At 64.2% G+C, this 14,505-nt stretch carries 15 protein-coding genes and 1 pseudogene; 3 read left to right on the forward strand and 13 right to left on the reverse strand.

The genetic code is table 11. From position 1 onward, the window contains the following. Positions 1-17: 17 nt before the first annotated feature. On the reverse strand, positions 18-1,328 hold the full coding sequence (locus BN1186_RS00790) for an MATE family efflux transporter (RefSeq protein WP_218975370.1): 1,311 nt from the start codon (positions 1,326-1,328) through the stop codon (positions 18-20). Continuing rightward, positions 1,325-2,131: a spermidine synthase gene (locus BN1186_RS15315; RefSeq protein WP_180348986.1), complete on the reverse strand. Its 807-nt coding sequence runs from the start codon at positions 2,129-2,131 to the stop codon at positions 1,325-1,327. The genes BN1186_RS00790 and BN1186_RS15315 overlap by 4 nt, the downstream gene beginning before the upstream one ends. A gap of 153 nt (positions 2,132-2,284) precedes the next feature. Here BN1186_RS15315 and BN1186_RS15320 point away from each other — a divergent pair, with 153 nt between their 5' ends. Then, on the forward strand, positions 2,285-2,977 hold the full coding sequence (locus BN1186_RS15320) for a class E sortase (protein ID WP_052459616.1): 693 nt from the start codon (positions 2,285-2,287) through the stop codon (positions 2,975-2,977). Between the two features lie 39 nt (positions 2,978-3,016). On the opposite strand, the gene BN1186_RS00800 is transcribed toward BN1186_RS15320, so the two are convergent. From BN1186_RS00800 to sul1, 5 genes are all read right to left on the reverse strand, one after another. Next, positions 3,017-4,006, reverse strand: a complete 990-nt coding sequence (locus BN1186_RS00800) for an IS481-like element IS5564 family transposase (RefSeq protein ID WP_011113072.1) — start codon at positions 4,004-4,006, stop codon at positions 3,017-3,019. Next, positions 4,006-5,181 carry a chloramphenicol efflux MFS transporter Cmx gene (gene cmx, locus BN1186_RS00805; RefSeq protein ID WP_005297378.1) on the reverse strand — a complete coding sequence of 392 codons (1,176 nt, stop codon included), beginning with the start codon at positions 5,179-5,181 and terminating at the stop codon, positions 4,006-4,008. The genes BN1186_RS00800 and cmx overlap by 1 nt, the downstream gene beginning before the upstream one ends. 21 nt (positions 5,182-5,202) lie before the next feature. After that, positions 5,203-5,256, reverse strand: a complete 54-nt coding sequence (locus BN1186_RS16410) for a chloramphenicol resistance leader peptide (RefSeq protein ID WP_011113070.1) — start codon at positions 5,254-5,256, stop codon at positions 5,203-5,205. 115 nt (positions 5,257-5,371) lie between these two features. Next, positions 5,372-5,947 carry a GNAT family N-acetyltransferase gene (locus BN1186_RS00815; RefSeq protein WP_040281598.1) on the reverse strand — a complete coding sequence of 192 codons (576 nt, stop codon included), beginning with the start codon at positions 5,945-5,947 and terminating at the stop codon, positions 5,372-5,374. Positions 5,948-6,074: 127 nt separating this feature from the next. Next, a complete protein-coding gene (gene sul1 / locus BN1186_RS00825; RefSeq protein WP_000946487.1) occupies positions 6,075-6,926 on the reverse strand; it encodes a sulfonamide-resistant dihydropteroate synthase Sul1 in 852 nt (283 codons plus the stop codon). A 101-nt stretch (positions 6,927-7,027) separates the two neighbouring features. Here sul1 and BN1186_RS00830 point away from each other — a divergent pair. After that, positions 7,028-7,642: pseudogene (locus tag BN1186_RS00830) on the forward strand (phage integrase N-terminal SAM-like domain-containing protein); the annotation flags it as partial. On the opposite strand, the gene BN1186_RS00835 reads toward BN1186_RS00830, so the two are convergent. From BN1186_RS00835 to BN1186_RS00855, 4 genes are all read right to left on the reverse strand, one after another. Next, on the reverse strand, positions 7,615-8,379 hold the full coding sequence (locus BN1186_RS00835; protein WP_001389365.1) for an IS6-like element IS6100 family transposase: 765 nt from the start codon (positions 8,377-8,379) through the stop codon (positions 7,615-7,617). The pseudogene BN1186_RS00830 and the gene BN1186_RS00835 overlap by 28 nt on opposite strands. A 39-nt stretch (positions 8,380-8,418) precedes the next feature. After that, positions 8,419-9,837 (reverse strand): MobF family relaxase, encoded by a 1,419-nt coding sequence (gene mobF / locus BN1186_RS00845; RefSeq protein WP_281278419.1) that lies wholly within the window; start codon positions 9,835-9,837, stop codon positions 8,419-8,421. Between the two features lie 94 nt (positions 9,838-9,931). After that, on the reverse strand, positions 9,932-10,132 hold the full coding sequence (locus BN1186_RS00850; protein WP_040281601.1) for a hypothetical protein: 201 nt from the start codon (positions 10,130-10,132) through the stop codon (positions 9,932-9,934). Positions 10,133-10,479: 347 nt separating this feature from the next. Further along, entirely contained in the window at positions 10,480-11,049 is a 570-nt protein-coding gene (locus BN1186_RS00855) for a TetR/AcrR family transcriptional regulator C-terminal domain-containing protein (protein WP_005882738.1), read from the reverse strand. Between the two features lie 38 nt (positions 11,050-11,087). Here BN1186_RS00855 and tet(33) point away from each other — a divergent pair, with 38 nt between their 5' ends. After that, the gene (gene tet(33), locus BN1186_RS00860; RefSeq protein WP_074436872.1) at positions 11,088-12,311 is read left to right on the forward strand and encodes a tetracycline efflux MFS transporter Tet(33); all 1,224 of its coding nucleotides are present in this window, start codon (positions 11,088-11,090) and stop codon (positions 12,309-12,311) included. A 764-nt stretch (positions 12,312-13,075) separates the two neighbouring features. On the opposite strand, the gene BN1186_RS00865 is transcribed toward tet(33), so the two are convergent. Both BN1186_RS00865 and BN1186_RS00870 read right to left on the reverse strand, forming a co-directional pair. Continuing rightward, entirely contained in the window at positions 13,076-13,753 is a 678-nt protein-coding gene (locus tag BN1186_RS00865) for a response regulator (protein WP_040281605.1), read from the reverse strand. Beyond that, positions 13,750-14,505: ATP-binding protein (locus tag BN1186_RS00870; RefSeq protein ID WP_218975371.1), on the reverse strand; the 756-nt coding region annotated here is incomplete at its 5' end. The genes BN1186_RS00865 and BN1186_RS00870, both read right to left, overlap by 4 nt.

The raw sequence follows: 14,505 nt of genomic DNA on the forward strand, positions 1-14,505 counted from the left end.
TTGGTTGAGCCCGCGGCTCAACCGGCGCCGAGGCGCATCCACTTGTCGCCGCGGGCGCGCAGACCCAGGGTGAGGGCCCGCAGGCCCATGAAGCCGACGGCGAACGCGAGCCACAGCCACGTCAGGCCCGGGCGACCCCCGTCGACGGTGAGCGCACCCAACGCGATGGGGGCGTAGCCGATGAGGGTGATGACGCCGGCGATCGCCAGGTAGCGACCGTCGCCGGCGCCGATCAGCACGCCGTCGAGCAGGAACACGTACCCGGCCAGCGGGAGGGTGCACGCGATGAGCACCATCAGCCAGGCGACCAGGGCGCGCACATCGTCGTCCGGCGCGAAGAACGCGGCCACCGGCCCCCTCACGAACACCACAACCAGCCCGATGACGGCGCCGCCGCCGACGGACCACCAGGTCATGAGGCGGGTGGAGTCGCTGGCCTCCTGCACGTCGGAGGCGCCCAGCGCGGTGCCGATGATGGTCTGCCCGGCGATGGCCAGCGCATCCAGCGCGTAGGACAACAACCCCCACAACTGCATGGCGACATGGTGCGCCGCCAACCCGGCGGTGCCCTGCTTCGCGGCGACGAACGTGGTGACCAGCAGCGCGACCCGCAACGTCACGGTGCGCAGCAGCAGCGGCACACCGACGGCGAGGCTGCTCATCATCTCCCGCCACGACGGGCCCAGCCCGGCGCCCACCGCCCGGGCCTTGCGGGCGACGAGGAGGGCCGCCGTCGCGCCCAGTGCGGTCTCGGCGACGGCGGTGCCGAGGCCCGCGCCACCGATGCCCATGCCCAGTCCGAACACGAAGGATACGTTGAGGATCAGGTTGAGCACCGCGGAGCTGACGGACAGCACCAGCGGTGTGCGGGCGTCGGCCAGGCCGCGGAACGTGCCGGTGGCCGCCAGCATCACGAGCATGCCGGGCAGCCCCGGCAACGACCAGCGCAGATACTCGACGGCCTGCGTGTGCACCTCGCCGGTGGCGCCCAGCCAGGCCGCCAGCCACGGCGCGGCGATCCACGTGAGCGCGCCCACCGTCGTGCCGATCAGAGCGGCGAGCCACATGGCCTGCACACCCAGCTCGATGCCGCGACCCGCGTGGCCGGCGCCGATCTGCCGGGCCACCACCGACGTCGACCCGTAGGCCAGGAAGATCATCAGCCCGGTGACGGTGGTCAGCAGCCCGGAGCCGATGCCGAGGCCGGCGAGGGGGACGGTGCCGAGGTGGCCGACGATCCAGGTGTCGGCCAGCATCATCAGCGGCTGGGCCACCAGCGCTGCGAAGGCGGGGACCGCGAGGGCGAGTACGCGTCGGGGCAGGCTCACCAGCCACGCCCCTGCGGGCCGGGGGAGTCCTTCGCGGTGGCGTCGGTGTAGGGCACGGCGCCGCCGGGCCACTTGCGCGCCGCGTTGCCGGTGATCCAGCGGTAGCCGAACATGCGGCGGTTGGATTCGCCCTCGATGGCGCGGATGTCCGGCTTGCGGTCCGCGGTGAGCATCAGGATGTTGCCGAAGCGTCGCCCCTTCGCGACGTCGTTCTCCATGCCGAACATGGTGGTGCGCCAGCGTTCGTCCAGGCCGCCGGCGAGTTTCTTGGCCCAGCTGAACGGGGCCTTGTCCGTGACGTTGAAGATGACCACGGCGTCGCCTCGGACGACGCGGCGCAGGTCGTCGAGGGCCTCGTCGGTGACGAGGTCGCCGGGCACGACGAGTTCGTTGAACGCGTCGACGATGATCACGTCCGCCCATTCGGCGGGCATCGCGGCCAGCCCGGTGCGGCCGTCGACGTCGCGCACCTTGATGCCGGAGCGGGGAGGCAGCGGGATCTTGCGGCGGACCTCTTCGGTGAGTTCGACGTCGGGTTCGCACACGATCTGCGCCGTTCCCGGCCGCCAGTGGGCAACCCAGCGGGGGATGGTCATGCCGGCGCCGCCGATGTGGACGACGCGGAGCCGCTGGTCTTCCGGCGTGCGGAATGCCGAGTGCTCCAACAGGAGCGAGATGTGCATGACGTACTCGAACTGCAGGAGTTCGGGTTGGTACGGGTCGACGTAGGACTGCGACGTGGGCCCGAACCGGACGTAGAAGGCGCCCATGGATTCGGGGTCTGGGAAGAGTCGGTCGGCCACGGCATCGAGCCTATCCGGTCCCTGAGCGTTCGCCTGCGAGCTCCTGTCCTGAGCCAGGCGCCTGCGAGGAACGAGCAGCGCGTCTGGCCGAAGGATGCGAGCCAGCGGACGACGCTCAGGGAGCAGTTCCGCACCACCTGCAAGAATGGGGCCGTGGCGACTCGCGTGATCAAGGAGAAGAAGGGGTTCTCGCCCTTCCTGACGCTGCTGGTGTTGCTGCTCGTCGCGGCAGTCGTTGCGGGCGGGATCCTCGCCTGGCAGGTCTGGGGCACCACGGCCCTGGCCCGCGACCGCGCCGTGGCCGAGATCACCGAACTGCGCACCTCCTGGGACGGTCCGCTGCCCGACGAGTTGCGGCAGGAGGACCCGGAAGCCCCGCCCGTCGTCGGCGAACCGACGCTGCACGACGCCAACTGGATCCTTCGTATCCCCTCGTTCCACGCCGAGTGGCCCATCATCGCCGGCGTGGAGGAGGCCGACCTCAACCGCGGCGTCGGCTGGTACCCCGGGACGGCGCTGCCCGGGCAGCAGGGCAACTTCGCCGTGGCCGGCAACTGCCTCAGCGAGGGCGAACCCTTCCGCAGGCTGCTCGAACTCAGGCAGGGCGACGAGATCGTCGTCGAGACCCGCACCGCCACGTTCACCTACGAGATCGTCTCCGCGCCCGCCGAACTTACCGTCCAGGCGGAGGACAGCTGGGTGCTGGACCCGGTACCCGGCCAGACCGACGTCGTCCCCCACGAGGCGCTGATGACCCTGACCACCTGCGAGGACCTGTTCCCGACGCAGGACCGCGCCGTCGGTTTCGGCAAGCTCACCGACACTGCCCGGAAAGATGTGGGCTGAGCAGGGCTCGCGGGCTCAACCAATCATTTTGGGACATGTCTAGGTGTGATGTCCAGGGACGTTGTTGAGTCGGTCGAAGGGTACGCCGCCAATCGCAGAGTGGTGTCGGTGGTGGTTGTAGAAGTGGAGCCAGCCGGGCAGCGCCAGGCGTCGTTCGGCCTCTGAACCGTAAAACCTGGCATAGGCCCAGCCGTCCCCGAGCGTGCGGTGGAATCGCTCGATCTTCCCGTTCGTCTGCGGCCGGTAGGGGCGTGTCCGCTTGTGTCGGATGCCGAGCCGAGCGCAGAAGTCCCTCCATGCGTGGGATCTGTATGCCGACCCGTTGTCGGATAGGACTCGCTCGACGGTCACGCCTCGTTCGGCGAACCAGGCCACGGCGCGTTCGAGAACTCCCACCGCTGTGCTCGCCTGCTCATCCGACCAGATTTCTGCGTATGCGACGCGGGAGTGGTCATCGATGACTGTGTGAACGAACGCCGTCCCGGTGCGCGGCTTGTGATCTTTTCCTCGTGGTAATCCCGGAGTCGCGAGCTTGTTCCGTGCGCCTTGCTGCCGACCTACGTAACGATGTCCACCGCCGTCGGGGATGTTGCCGAACTTCGTGACATCGACATGAATCAACGATCCCGGATGAGGATGCTCATATCGCCGCAATGGCTCGCCAGTGACACGATCGATATGCGAGAGGCGGTTCACGCGGCAACGGACGAGGACCGCGTGAACAGTCGACGTCGAGAGACCAAGTCGCGCAGCGATCTGGGCTGGCCCCAGTCGAAGCCGCCAGCGCAGGTTGATGATCTTCTTCTTGACATGCTCGGGCGTCCTGCCTGGGATCCGGTGCGGCTTGCTGGAGCGATCCTGCATCCCAAACTCACCCTCTTCCCGGTAGCGGCCTGCCCATTTCCGGGCAGTGATCGGGGAGACCATGAACATCTTTGCGGCGATCGTGGCCGGATAGCCGTCTTCGACAATCAGCCGAGCTAACCGGAGACGGGCACGAGGAGTGAGAAGAGCGTTCGGATGGGTCATCAATTGGCCTCCGCCGCGGTCTTCGTAAGCGCGCGTCTGGTGAGAAGCATGATGACGAGAGCGATCGCTGTCAGCACCGAAGCGACCCAAACCGGCGCGAGCAGCCCCAGCCCGGTCGCGAGCCCGAGCGCACCAAGCACGGGCCCCGCTGCAGCTCCGATATTCAATGCTGCGGTTGCGTACGAACCGCCCATCGTTGGCGCACCCGATGCTGCATACAGCACACGCGTGATCAGAGTACTGCCGACGCCGAACGACAGGAATCCCTGAACGAGGACGAGGACGATAAGCGCAACGGGATGAGATGCGACCACTGCCAACACGATCCAGCCTGTCAGCAATAGCGGTCCGCCGACTGCGAGCACGAGGCCAGGTCGTTGATCTGATAGTCGTCCTGCGATCGTGACGCCAAGGAACGATCCGATGCCGAACATCACCAGCGCGACGGACACCCACGCTTCGGCCAAGCCCGCGGTCTCGGTCACGATGGGTGCCAGGAAGGTGAATGCCGCAAAGGTCCCTCCGTTGATCAGCGCTCCGAGTGCCATGGCCAGGATGAGCCGCGGCGTCGCCAACTGGCTGAGCTCGACACGGAGCCTTGGTGAGGTCGCGCTAGTCTCGCTCCGACCAACATTGTTCGTGACGCCACGAATGACTCCAACGGCCGCGGGAATACAGAGGATGGCGATCGCCCAGAACGTCGTTCGCCAGCCCAGCGCTGTGCCGAGCAGTGCCCCGGCGGGGACGCCCACGACGGTTGCGATCGTCGTGCCGGAGAGCAGGATCGACAGTGCACGCCCCTTCTGGTTCGCTGGCACGAGGGTAGTGGCCGTGCTCAGTGCTACGGCGAGGAATCCTGCGTTTGCGAGAGCGCTGAGCACCCGGGTGATGAGCAGGAGAGAGAACACTGGTGTCATCGCTCCGATGACGTGGCTTCCCGCGAACACGAGAAGGCAAACGATCAATGTGAGCCGCGGTGGCCAACGGCGAGCGAATGCCGCCATCACTGGCGCGCCGACGACCATACCGACTGCGAATGCGGAGGTCAGCAGGCCCGCAGTGCCGACCGAGACGTCAAGTTCGGTCGCGATCGCGGGGAGCAATCCCGCGAGCATGAATTCTGAAGTGCCCATGACGAAGACCGCCAGGGCAAGCATGTAAAGGGCAAAAGGCATCGAGTACTCCGAGGTGTGAGATCAAGAAATGGTTCTTCTTGTCACCACGGCCAGCGCCCCGGGTACGCCAGACATACGCCCACACAGATCGTGGGCGTCGTAACTAGTGGTTCAAGGGGCTGGCGGTGTGACCGACAACCCCTGACCTGTCTGATTCGGGACTCGACATGCCCCAAACTCTAACATGCCTTCAATGGCAAGCGGTCTGGACAAATACTTCTTGAATCGGCACGGTGTCATTACGGGCGGGGGCCAGAACAACGTCCCTGGACATCACATCTAGGCGTTCTGCGATGAAGGTTGGATCCCAGCCGGGATTGAAAGTGTCGACGTGGGTGAATCCGAGCCGCTCGTATAGGCCACGCAGGTTCGGGTGGCAGTCGAGCCGCAGCTTGGCGCACCCCTGCGTTCGCGCGGCATGGCGGCAAGCCTCGATCAGCGCGGAGCTGACACCCCGGCCCGCATGTGTCCGTCGCACCGCGAGCTTGTGCAGATATGCGGCCTCCCCCTTGAGGGCGTCGGGCCAGAACTCGGGATCCTCGGCTGACAAGGTGCAACAGCCGACGATGCCGTCGCTGCAACTCGCGACTAGGAGCTCGGATCTCAGGACGAAGGTCTCCGCGAATGTCCGGTCGATCCGCGCGACGTCCCAGGCGGGCGTTCCCTTGGCGGACATCCACGCCGCAGCGTCGTGCATCAGCCGCACAACCTCGTCGATATCACCCGAGCAGGCGACCCGAACGTTCGGAGGCTCCTCGCTGTCCATTCGCTCCCCTGGCGCGGTATGAACCGCCGCCTCATAGTGCAGTTTGATCCTGACGAGCCCAGCATGTCTGCGCCCACCTTCGCGGAACCTGACCAGGGTCCGCTAGCGGGCGGCCGGAAGGTGAATGCTAGGCATGATCTAACCCTCGGTCTCTGGCGTCGCGACTGCGAAATTTCGCGAGGGTTTCCGAGAAGGTGATTGCGCTTCGCAGATCTCCAGGCGCGTGGGTGCGGACGTAGTCAGCGCCATTGCCGATCGCGTGAAGTTCCGCCGCAAGGCTCGCTGGACCCAGATCCTTTACAGGAAGGCCAACGGTGGCGCCCAAGAAGGATTTCCGCGACACCGAGACCAATAGCGGAAGCCCCAACGCCGACTTCAGCTTTTGAAGGTTCGACAGCACGTGCAGCGATGTTTCCGGTGCGGGGCTCAAGAAAAATCCCATCCCCGGATCGAGGATGAGCCGGTCGGCAGCGACCCCGCTCCGTCGCAAGGCGGAAACCCGCGCCTCGAAGAACCGCACAATCTCGTCGAGCGCGTCTTCGGGTCGAAGGTGACCGGTGCGGGTGGCGATGCCATCCCGCTGCGCTGAGTGCATAACCACCAGCCTGCAGTCCGCCTCAGCAATATCGGGATAGAGCGCAGGGTCAGGAAATCCTTGGATATCGTTCAGGTAGCCCACGCCGCGCTTGAGCGCATAGCGCTGGGTTTCCGGTTGGAAGCTGTCGATTGAAACACGGTGCATCTGATCGGACAGGGCGTCTAAGAGCGGCGCAATACGTCTGATCTCATCGGCCGGCGATACAGGCCTCGCGTCCGGATGGCTGGCGGCCGGTCCGACATCCACGACGTCTGATCCGACTCGCAGCATTTCGATCGCCGCGGTGACAGCGCCGGCGGGGTCTAGCCGCCGGCTCTCATCGAAGAAGGAGTCCTCGGTGAGATTCAGAATGCCGAACACCGTCACCCTGCTGCGTAACATCGTTGCTGCTCCATAACATCAAACATCGACCCACGGCGTAACGCGCTTGCTGCTTGGATGCCCGAGGCATAGACTGTACAAAAAAACAGTCATAACAAGCCATGAAAACCGCCACTGCGCCGTTACCACCGCTGCGTTCGGTCAAGGTTCTGGACCAGTTGCGTGAGCGCATACGCTACTTGCATTACAGTTTACGAACCGAACAGGCTTATGTCCACTGGGTTCGTGCCTTCATCCGTTTCCACGGTGTGCGTCACCCGGCAACCTTGGGCAGCAGCGAAGTCGAGGCATTTCTGTCCTGGCTGGCGAACGAGCGCAAGGTTTCGGTCTCCACGCATCGTCAGGCATTGGCGGCCTTGCTGTTCTTCTACGGCAAGGTGCTGTGCACGGATCTGCCCTGGCTTCAGGAGATCGGAAGACCTCGGCCGTCGCGGCGCTTGCCGGTGGTGCTGACCCCGGATGAAGTGGTTCGCATCCTCGGTTTTCTGGAAGGCGAGCATCGTTTGTTCGCCCAGCTTCTGTATGGAACGGGCATGCGGATCAGTGAGGGTTTGCAACTGCGGGTCAAGGATCTGGATTTCGATCACGGCACGATCATCGTGCGGGAGGGCAAGGGCTCCAAGGATCGGGCCTTGGCTCTGTTGCAAAGATTGGCGGCAGTCAGAGGTAGGCTGTCGCTCTGCGCCGATCAGGCGGCTGCTGCGAAATGGTGGTTGAGCATGCCCATGGCCTCCGTCAGCGCCGAGGGCCCAATGCCAAAAGCTCTCTCCACAAGGCGCACCTCGCCCCTGATGCCGGGCTGCAGGCACCAGGGGCGAGCCTGTCCTTTGCGCAGGGCTCGCATGACTTCGAATCCCTTGATCGTGGCATAGGCCGTGGGGATCGATTTGAAACCGCGCACCGGCTTGATCAGTATCTTGAGCTTTCCGTGATCGGCCTCGATCACGTTATTGAGATACTTCACCTGCCGGTGGGCCGTCTCCCGGTCCAGCTTTCCTTCGCGCTTCAATTCGGTGATCGCTGCACCATAGCTCGGCGCTTTGTCGGTATTGAGCGTGGCAGGCTTTTCCCAGTGCTTCAGGCCTCGCAGGGCCTTGCCCAGGAACCGCTTCGCTGCCTTGGCGCTGCGGGTCGGCGACAGGTAGAAATCGATCGTGTCGCCCCGCTTGTCGACTGCCCGGTACAGGTAGGTCCACTTGCCCCGCACCTTGACGTAGGTTTCATCCAGGCGCCAGCTCGGATCAAAGCCACGCCGCCAGAACCAGCGCAGCCGCTTCTCCATCTCCGGGGCGTAGCACTGGACCCAGCGATAGATCGTCGTATGGTCGACCGAAATGCCGCGTTCCGCCAGCATTTCCTCAAGGTCGCGATAGCTGATCGGATAGCGACAATACCAGCGCACCGCCCACAGGATCACATCACCCTGGAAATGGCGCCACTTGAAATCCGTCATCGTTCCGTCCGTCCAATCTCCGCCAAGCATGCTCAAGCTTCACGATTTTTGCAACAGAGCCGTCGCGAGCTCGGGCGGGGTGAGACGCAGCGAGACCCGTTCAGCGGCATCGACGATCTGCTGGGTGATAGCGTCCCGGTCGTTCGCGGACGCGAAGCGAAGATCCATCGTCTGCCGTATCGCCTCCGCGTGAAGGTTCCACCGTTTCCACGTCGCCCGCCGGTCACCTACCTGCTGCACCACAACCTCGGCGACCTGCTCGAGATCTTCCAACGGGATATCGTCCGCCCGCAGCAACGGTTCCTGCTCACTACCGGCGAGCAGTGCCGACGCCCAGGTTGGCGCGTCCTCACCCAGCAACGTGGTCGCGCGTTCTCGCCACTGGGAGGTGAGGTCGCTGAGGGAGTGCTGCTGCTTCGGGGGCCGGGTCTCGAGCGTGGCCTGCTGCCGGAACTGCCACACCAGCTTCGGGGATGGCTGCCTGCCATGCTTCGAGACGTACTCGTCGACCAGCCGGTCTTTGACCTGCTCGATATCGCGTGTGCGGGAAGAGAACTCATCCATCAGCTCTTGCGGCACGCCGACGATCTCCCACGCAGTGGAGCGTCCGGCTCCGCGGTCGCGGGCTTCCCACCCGACGCCGAGGATCTGGGTGAGATGGTCGGAGAGGACGGCGTTGTAATGCTCCGATAGGCCCGTGACGGCGGCGTGGATAGCGCGGGAATCGAGCGTGCGCCACTTCCCGTCATCGACGGCTTGGACGCGGTTGGCGATCACGACGTGCGTGTGGAGTTGCGGATCCGCGGCGCGGGAATCGTAATGATCGTAGGCGGTCGCAATCACACCCCGCACGTCGACTTGCGCGACAGCTCCGCGCGGCCCTTTCGCGCCGACCCTGGTCATCGCGACGTCGCGCTCAAGCAGGGCGATCACGTCTCGGATCGCGGCGTGATGGGCTTGAGCGACGAGTGCCTGAGTTCCGCCATCGGCAACTGCCCAGAGGGTCGACACGGACTTCGGCACCGAGAACGTGAGGTCGAACCCCGCGACCGGCGCATTGGTCGGCTTCTGTGCCTCCTCCGCCTCGATCAGCGCTTGCTGCGCGGCACGCTCACCTGCGGTGAGGGACTTCGGGAGCTGATCGAGGCGGCGCTGCGTCCGCTCGCCCGCGGTCGCGAACTTCCGGTACGGGCGCCCCAGTTGCTCGCCACTGTTCGGATCCTGCCCGTGCCCCATGAGGCGCCGTAACTGCTCCTCGCTCACCGAGGCACCGACGGCGATCTCTCCGGCGAGTCCTGGGAGGCCGGCCCCGAGCCAGATGCCGGGAGGCGTTCCTGCTTCAAGGTAGTACCTTGTCAGCGCTGACGACGCATCGCGATCCCCGTCGCCAGCGACAACTGCGTTCAGCAGGTACCGGTACCCGTCCCCAGCGGTCATGACCCTGATCGAAATCGTCACACTGGGCAGGTGCGCCGCAGATCTTGGGATCTACCCTCGGAAGGCGGAGAGCGCGATGTTTGCGTCAATGCAGGGAGATAGCGAAGAGCGCGCTTCAACGGAGATGCTCGAATGGGTCCACGACGGATTGGAGTCCGTGGTCGCGGCAGACGTAGATGATTCGCACGCCGTACCCGTCGGCGCCGCTCGGCTCGGGGTCGCATTCTGCGCGGCAGACGTTACAGAGCCGGTACTCGTTGCTCCCCCAGACCGTGACCTCGATATCGTCGGGGATCTCCATTCCGTCGAACTCCATATGCGGAGGTTAGCTGTCGCGGATTGAGTCGGGTCAAGATGCGGCACCGATGCTAAACCGCCGTTACCTATGGTCATCGCGCCGGTCGCGCACTCGACGCTTAGTTCTTGAGGTACTCGAGGACGGCGATGACGCGCTTGTTCCCTGTGCGCTCGTTAAGGTCGAGCATGGTGAAGATGCTGCTGATGTGCCGTTCCGCGATCGCGACGCGACATACACACGGTCCCTGATTTGCTCGTTTGTGAGCCCCGTAGCCATGAGCGAATCGTCAGTATCGCGGAGGAGGTGCTGCGGGAGCGGGAAAGGATTGACCTTACTGACGCAGAGACCCAAAGTGCGAGCATCCCTCATCGCTTTGATGCCAGCCCTTCAACCATTGCAACTAACCCGAACTCGAAATCTAGGTCTTGATCGACAGGCTCACATCCGTTGTCGAGCGCTGTTTGTTCTTCTAGTACGAAACCGACCGTATAGCGGCTGATAGCCATGAGAGCTCGGACCGCAGAGCCCTCAGCGAATCCTTCGGACACGAGAAACTCGATCTGACTTTCGGGGGCATCCGAGCCCGCTGGCATCTGGTCACTCTTTTGACGGTGAAACTCTGCGTGCAGCCGTGCTCCATCCCGGACTGCCAGAAGCGCTGTCCGGAAGCTCCGCGCGTTGCGCAGGAGAAAGTCGTCCCAGCGCTCCCCTGACTCTGGGAGTGAGGCGTGGTGTTCGCGATCAAGCACATCAGCTGCGAGCGATCCGAGCAGGTGGGCCTTTGTCCGAAAGTGCCAGTAGAGCGCTGGCTGCTGCACCCGCAGATGCGCAGCCAGCGCCCGCGTGGTGAAACCGTCGATCCCCGTGTTATTGAGCACATGCCTCGCACCGCGCAAGACTGCTGCACGATCGAGTCGCGCTTGTTTCTGAGCCATGCTTGCACTTTATCATCGATAACTTTATCGTTGATAAGGTGTCATTTCTCACTTCCGCTCGTGGCTCGTTGGCCACGGTCCTCATCACGGCTAGCCTCGACGCCGCCGGCATGGGCCTGGTGATGCCGATTCTTCCCGCACTGCTACACGAGGCAGGGGTCACCGCTGATGCGGTTCCGCTGAACGTCGGAGTGCTGATCGCGCTCTACGCGGTAATGCAGTTCATCTTTGCCCCCGTACTGGGAACGCTGTCGGACCGATTCGGCCGCCGCCGGGTGCTGCTTGTTTCCCTGGCCGGTGCGACCGTCGACTATCTCGTGCTCGCCACGACGTCCGCTCTGTCGGTGTTCTATATCGCCCGCGCAGTGGCTGGGATAACCGGAGCGACCAATGCGGTCACCGCCACCGTGATCGCCGACATCACGCCACCCCACCAGCGCGCCAAGCGTTTCGGTTTACTCAGTGCCTGCTATGGCGGCGGAATGATCGCGGGGCCAGCCATGGGTGGACTGTTCGGTGCCATCTCGCCACATCTGCCGTTTTTGCTCGCTGCTCTTCTCTCAGCGAGCAATCTGGCACTCACCTTTATCCTGTTACGCGAGACCCGTCCTGATTCCCCTGCGCGCTCTGCGTCGCTCGCTCAGCATCGTGGTCGCCCCGGCCTCAGCGCGGTGCCTGGGATTACCTTCCTATTAGTCGCATTCGGCCTTGTTCAATTCATTGGGCAGGCTCCAGGTGCGACCTGGGTGCTGTTTACTGAACACCGCCTCGACTGGAGTCCCGTCGAAGTTGGAATCTCCCTGTCCGTCTTCGGGATCGTACAGGTTCTCGTGCAGGCCCTCCTTACTGGCCGCATCGTGGAGTGGATCGGTGAGGCAAAAACAGTCATCATCGGGTGTGTTACCGACGCCTTGGGTCTCGTAGGCCTGGCGATAGTCACTGACGGATTGTCCATGGCGCCTATCTTGGCGGCATTGGGGATCGGTGGCATCGGCCTCCCCGCTCTGCAAACCCTTCTCTCCCAGCGCGTCGATGAACAGCGGCAAGGGCGCCTCCAGGGTGTGCTCGCCAGCATCAACAGCGTCACATCGATCTTCGGACCGGTCGCTTTCACAACGATCTTCGCGTTCACCTACATCAACGCCGACGGCTTCCTCTGGCTCTGCGCCGCAGCACTCTACGTGCCCTGCGTGATTCTCATCGTGCGTGGTACAGCGGCGTCCCCGAAGTTCGGCTCATGGGCGAGCGGCGACTCGATGTGAGTTGTGAGCAGGAGCAACATGACGGCGACACGTCTTCGCCACGGCCGACGAGCGAGTCGGTGCCACCGGGCAACTCGGCATCATCTGCCAAGGATAGGTCAGCTGGGAGTCTAAAGACCCATTGAAGTGTGCGTGCCGATCGCGGAGAAGGCCAAGGGAGAGCCGGAGGCCCTCTCCGAGTAGCTTGCCGATGACATGAGCTGGACGCTCATCGAGAAATCCACACACAGCGGCCCCAGTGCAGCCCGAGAGGTGCGCCCGCCGTCCTCCCGAGCGGGTGGAAGTCATTTCGGTCATCGCCCACGGACGACGCGCTTCCTACGATGGATACCTCGAGTCTGTAGGAAGGCACGTCCGTTTCAGCCATGCGTTCCGCTTCGTCTAGCACCCGAAGACCGCGATGTTCGCAGAACTGCGAAGCTACTGTATCGAGACGTAGGTTGGCTAAGGCCTCTGTGGACAGCATGAGCGACTCTTGAGTCCGTAATCTAGGAACCGCAGAAACCACCCGATCGAAACGCAACTGCTTTTGAGCCGCGACCGTGCGCAGAAGGTGCTAGTAGCCATCCCTCGCGATCATCACGCGCATCGAAACCGTCACGACGCCACTGCCTTCGAGGTCAGGTGAGCGGGAACTGATTGCGAACGCGCTGTCCACTCTGGTTGAAAGATTGCGCCGCTGTAGACGACCGCCATCTGGATCCCGACGGTGACCGTGCTCTCGAGTGTTCCACTACCCAGCATTAGCGCGGTCAGGGTCGGCTTCAGGTGATGAGTCCGTGTCGGTAGGCGGTGATGGCGGCGTGGACACGGTTGTCGATGCCGAGGGTGTTGAAGAGCTGGGAGACGTACTGCTTGACGGTGCCTTCGGAGAGGTGCATGGCCCGGCCGATCTGGGCATTGGAGAGTCCGCGAGCGATGTGGGTGAGGAGCTCGATCTGGCGCTCGGTGAGCAGGGCAGTGAGTTCGTCTCGCGCGGTTCGGGTGCGGTGGCCCGCCTGTTGCTCGGTGGCGAGCCAGCGGGCGACTCGGGGGGAGAACGCGCCGCCGCCGTGCGCGAGGGCCCTGACGCCGGCAATAAGCTGCTGAGGCTCGTCGGATTTGAGGAGGAAACCGAGGGCGCCGGCGTTGATCGCATCGGCGATGAGATGGTCGTCGGAAAAGGTGGTGAGCATGGCGATCGGAAGCTCGGGCTGTCGGTGCCGGATCTCACGGAGAGCTCCGATGCCGTCGAGTCGTGGCATCTGGATATCCAGCAGTGCGACGTCGACGCGGTGTGTTGCCGCGGCGTCGACTGCCTCGTGGCCGTTGCTGGCGAGGGCGGTGATGTCAAGGTCAATGGCGGAGGCGAGAATAGCGGCGACGCCGGTGCGGACGAGCTGGTCGTCATCCGCGATCAGGACACGGATCGGTGGGGTGTCGGTGCGATCCTCCGGGGTCATGGCGCAGGAACCGTTCCGATCCTGCTGACCTGGTCGGAGGCGAAGCAGACGACGTGGACGTCGACTCGTTCGAAGAAGCTGATTTCCGCCTCGTAATAGTCGCAGGTCTCGTCGGGGCGAGGCGGGAACTCATCGCGTGGAGGATCGAGCATCTCCAGGGCGGGGAGGGAACGCTCGACCGTCTCCTGGGTGTCTCCGACGGAGATGTCCGCAAACTGTGCCGTGGTCATCACCGATAGCGTGTTGGCGAGCACGAAGTAAGCGACCGCGATGAACACGAGTGCGCCGAGGATGGCTGAGGGAACGGCGATGGCAGCACGCGTGGCGCGGGATCGAAGGGTCGCGGCATCGTCCTCGGCGGCGACGATGTCGCCATCAGATGCTGCGCTGTCCGCAGATGGGCGTGCGTGCGCCGGAAGGGTGAGAGTCAGTGCGAACTGGGTCGGCATCTGATGGACGGTGAGGGCGCCGCCCAGCATCGCGGCGCGATGCCGCAGGCCATGCAGTCCGAATCCACCATCGAGCGGATGGGCTGAGGACGCCTCCTCGTCACGCGGATTGCAAACGATCGCAGTGACAGTATCGCCCTCGACCTCGACGCGCACGGTGACCGGTTGCCCAGGAGGGCTCTGTTGCAAAGATTGGCGGCAGTCAGAGGTAGGCTGTCGCTCTGCGCCGATCAGGCGGCTGCTGCGAAATGGTGGTTGAGCATGCCCATGGCCTCCGTCAGCGCCGAGGGCCCAATGCCAAAA

The organism is Tessaracoccus massiliensis (assembly GCF_000826065.2).
Classification (GTDB): Bacteria; Actinomycetota; Actinomycetes; order Propionibacteriales; family Propionibacteriaceae; genus Arachnia; species Arachnia massiliensis_A.